Below are 4115 nucleotides of genomic sequence, written 5' to 3' on the forward strand. Positions count from 1 at the left end.
TATGCCGATGCGGCCGAGCTGGTGGCCGGTATCCGCGCGCGCCACCCGTTCGAGCTGTCGGTTGGCGCATATCCCGAAACCCATCCGGAAGCGGGGTCGGCGCAGGCCGATATCGATCACCTGAAGCGCAAGATAGACGCCGGTGCGACGCGGGCGATCACCCAGTTCTTTTTCCAGCCGGAAACTTTCCTGCGGTTTCGCGACCGGGCGGTTACCGCCGGTATCGAGGCCGAAATCGTGCCGGGTATCCTGCCGGTAAGCAACTTCGCTGCCGCACGGCGCATGTCCGAGCCGTGCAACGTCGACATTCCGGGCTGGATGCAGCGTTTGTTCGAGGGGCTGGATGACAAGCCCGACGCGCGCCAACTGGTTGCGGCCACGATCGCAGCGGAAATGGTGCGCCGCCTCTATGCCGGTGGCGTGCGCTACTTTCACTTTTACACCTTGAACCGGGCGGAACTGGCCTACGCCATCTGTCACATGCTGGGGGTTCGCCCGAAATGATTGTCCAATCCGCCGCCGAGGCTGCCTTTCGTGCAGCCGCCAGCCAGCGCATTCTTGTAAAAGACGGGCCATACGGCACTGCGATCCAGAACCTTGGCCTAGCCGAAGCCGATTTTCGCGGTGATCTGACCGTCATGCACGACCAGAAGGGTAACAACGACATCCTGAACCTGACCCGGCCGCAGGCGATCGCCGCGATCGGGCGCAGCTATCTTGCCGCAGGCGCCGACATTCTGGCGACCAACAGTTTCAACGCCAATGCCATCAGCCAGGGCGATTACGGCACCGCGCATCTGGTGCGCGAAATCAACCTGGCGGCCGCCCGCATCCTGCGCGCCGAAGTCGATGCAGCGGCCAAGAGCGACGGCCGGCCGCGTTTCCTTGCAGGCGCACTTGGCCCGACCAACAAGACGTTGTCGCTATCGCCCAAGGTCGAGGATCCGGGGTATCGCGAAGTCGATTTCGACGGCGTGAAGGCGATCTACCGCGAGCAGATCGATGCGCTGCTGGATGGCGGAGTCGATTTCATCCTGATCGAGACGGTGTTCGATACGCTGAACGCCAAGGCAGCGGCGTTTGCCGCGATGGAGGCCGAGGAAGCGCGCGGGCAGCGGGTGCCGGTGATGCTGTCGATGACGCTGACCGACCTTGCAGGGCGCAATCTCTCCGGCCAGACGGTCGAGGCCTTCTGGGTGTCGGTCGCGCATGTCAGGCCGCTTACCGTCGGCCTGAATTGCAGCTTTGGCGCCACCGAACTGCGGCCGCATGTGCAGTTGCTGTCGGCACAGGCGGATACGCTGCTGATGGTTTATCCGAACGCCGGGCTGCCGAACGCCTTTGGCGCATACGACGAGCTTCCGGAAACCACGGGCCAGCTCATCCACGAATGGGCGAAGGCAGGGCTGCTGAACGTCGTCGGCGGGTGTTGCGGCACGACGCCCGAACACATCGCGGCGATGGCGAAAGCGGTGCAGGGGTTGCCGCCACGGGCGTTGCCGGGCGTCGCACCGGCGCTGCGGCTGTCCGGCCTCGAAGCGGCGGTGTTCGCATGAGCATCTCGGCCCGCTTCATCAACATCGGCGAACGCACCAACGTCACCGGGTCGGCCCGCTTTCGCAAGCTGATCGCAGCCGACGACTATCACGCAGCGCTGGAAGTCGCCCGCGAGCAGGTCGAGAACGGCGCGCAGGTCATCGACATCAACATGGACGAGGGGCTGCTCGACAGCGAGCGGGCGATGGTCACGTTTCTGAAGCTGATCGCGTCGGAACCCGATATCGCGCGCGTGCCGCTGATGATCGACAGCTCGAAGTGGAGCGTGATCGAAGCCGGCCTGAAATGCGTGGCCGGGAAGGCGATCGTCAATTCGATCAGCCTGAAGGAAGGCGAGGCGCAGTTTCTGGAGCAGGCGCGGACGGTGCGCCGCTATGGGGCGGCAGCCGTCGTCATGGCCTTCGACGAAACCGGGCAGGCCGACACGGCGGAACGAAAGCTGGAAATCTGCGCGCGCGCCTACGACCTGCTGCTGGCGAACGGCTTCGAAGCGACCGACATCATCTTCGATCCCAACATCTTTGCCGTGGCAACGGGTATCGAAGAACACAACCGCTATGCGCTGGACTTCATCGAGGCATGCAGCGCCATCAGAAAACGCTGTCCTGGCGCGCGGATTTCGGGTGGGCTGTCGAACCTCAGTTTTGCGTTTCGCGGCAATGAAACGGTCCGCCGGGCGATGCACTCGGTGTTCCTTTATTATGCGATACCAGCCGGTCTCGACATGGCGATCGTCAATGCCGGGCAGCTCGATGTCTATGACCAGCTCGATCCTGAATTGCGCGAAGCGGTCGAGGACGTGGTGCTGGCGCGCCGGGACGACGCGACCGACAGGTTGCTGGAACTTGCACCGCGATTCAGTAACAAGACGCAAGCTGTTGATATCAAAACGCAGGAATGGCGCGGATGGGCGGTCGAGAAGCGCCTTGCCCATGCCCTGGTGAACGGAATCGACGCTTATGTCGTTGCCGACACCGAGGAAGCCCGCCTGGCCGCCGACCGGCCGATCGAAGTGATCGAAGGCCCGCTGATGGACGGGATGAACGTGGTCGGCGACCTGTTCGCCACCGGCAAGATGTTTCTGCCGCAGGTGGTGAAGTCGGCGCGTGTGATGAAAAAGGCTGTCGCGCATCTGGTGCCGTTCATCGAGGCCGAAAAAGAGGACGGCGCCGCCCCCAAGGCCCGCATCGTGATGGCGACGGTGAAGGGCGACGTGCACGACATCGGCAAGAACATTGTCGGCGTTGTGCTGCAATGCAACAATTTTGAAGTGATCGATCTGGGCGTCATGGTGCCCTGGTCGAAGATTCTGGAAGTGGCCCGCACCGAAAAGGCAGACATGATCGGCCTCTCTGGCCTCATTACGCCGTCGCTCGATGAAATGGCGACGGTTGCCGCCGAGATGGAGCGCGGCGACTTCCGGATGCCGCTGCTGATCGGCGGCGCCACCACGTCGCGCGTGCATACGGCACTGAAGATCGCCCCGGCCTATTCGGGGCCGACGATCCACGTCCTTGATGCCAGCCGCGCCGTCGGCGTCTGTTCCAGCCTGATGTCGGAAACGCAGGCGGACGGGTTCGCTGCGGCGATTGCTGCCGAATATGCCGACATCCGCAACAAGCGGCAGGGGACGCAATCGGCCCTGTCGTCGATTGCCGATGCGCGGGCGAACCAGCTTGTCGTCGACTTCGCGGCCGAGCCTCCGGTGCGCCCGGCGAAAACCGGCGAATGGGTGTGGAATGACTGGCCGCTGGCCGATCTGGTGCCGTTCATCGACTGGACGCCGTTCTTCCGCGCATGGGAATTGCACGGAACCTATCCGCAGATCCTGCAAGACCCGGTTGTAGGCGAAGCCGCGTGCGGCCTGTGGGACGATGCGCAGGTGATGCTGACACGCATCGTGCAGGAAAAGTGGCTGACAGCAAAGGCGGTTGCAGCGATTTGGCCCGCACGCCGGGACGGCGACGACATTCTGGTATTCGAGGATGAAACCCGTTCAACGATGACGGCGCGGCTGCCGATGTTGCGCCAGCAGGTCGTCAAGCGGGAAGGGCGGCCGAATTCGTGCCTTGCCGACTTTGTATCCCCTGAGGAAGACTGGATCGGCGGTTTCGCCGTAACGGCAGGCCACGGGATCGAACCGAAGCTTGCGGAATTCAAGGCGGCCAACGACGATTTCTCAGACATCCTGCTGAAGGCGCTGGCGGACCGCTTTGCCGAAGCGCTGGCCGAGGCGTTGCACTTCCGCCTGCGCACCGAGCTTTGGGGCTATGAACCCAAGGAGGAACCCGATTATCCCGGCCTTATCCGCGAACAGTATCGGGGCATCCGCCCGGCACCCGGCTATCCGGCGTGCCCGGATCACAGCCTGAAGCGGCTGTTGTTCGGGCTGCTGAAGCGAAGCAACGAGACCGGAATCCAGTTGACCGAGCATTTCGCCATGGTGCCGACGGCGGCCGTGTCGGGGTTTTATTTCGCACATCCGAAAAGCGCCTATTTCGGGGTAGCGCGGATCGGCGAGGACCAGTTGGCCGGCTATGCGCCCCGTCGCGGCGTCA

3 protein-coding genes are annotated in these 4115 nt (G+C 63.4%); all 3 read left to right on the plus strand.

The features are described from left to right. Positions 1-504 (plus strand): methylenetetrahydrofolate reductase (locus tag AC16JP_RS08015; RefSeq protein ID WP_484340089.1); only part of this gene is annotated, 504 nt, incomplete at its 5' end. Further along, positions 501-1556: a homocysteine S-methyltransferase family protein gene (locus tag AC16JP_RS08020; RefSeq protein WP_484340090.1), complete on the plus strand. Its 1056-nt coding sequence runs from the start codon at positions 501-503 to the stop codon at positions 1554-1556. The genes AC16JP_RS08015 and AC16JP_RS08020, both read left to right, overlap by 4 nt. Further along, positions 1553-4115: methionine synthase (gene metH / locus AC16JP_RS08025; RefSeq protein WP_484340091.1), on the plus strand; the 2563-nt coding region annotated here is incomplete at its 3' end. The genes AC16JP_RS08020 and metH, both read left to right, overlap by 4 nt.

Source organism: Sandaracinobacteroides sp. (assembly GCF_057137845.1).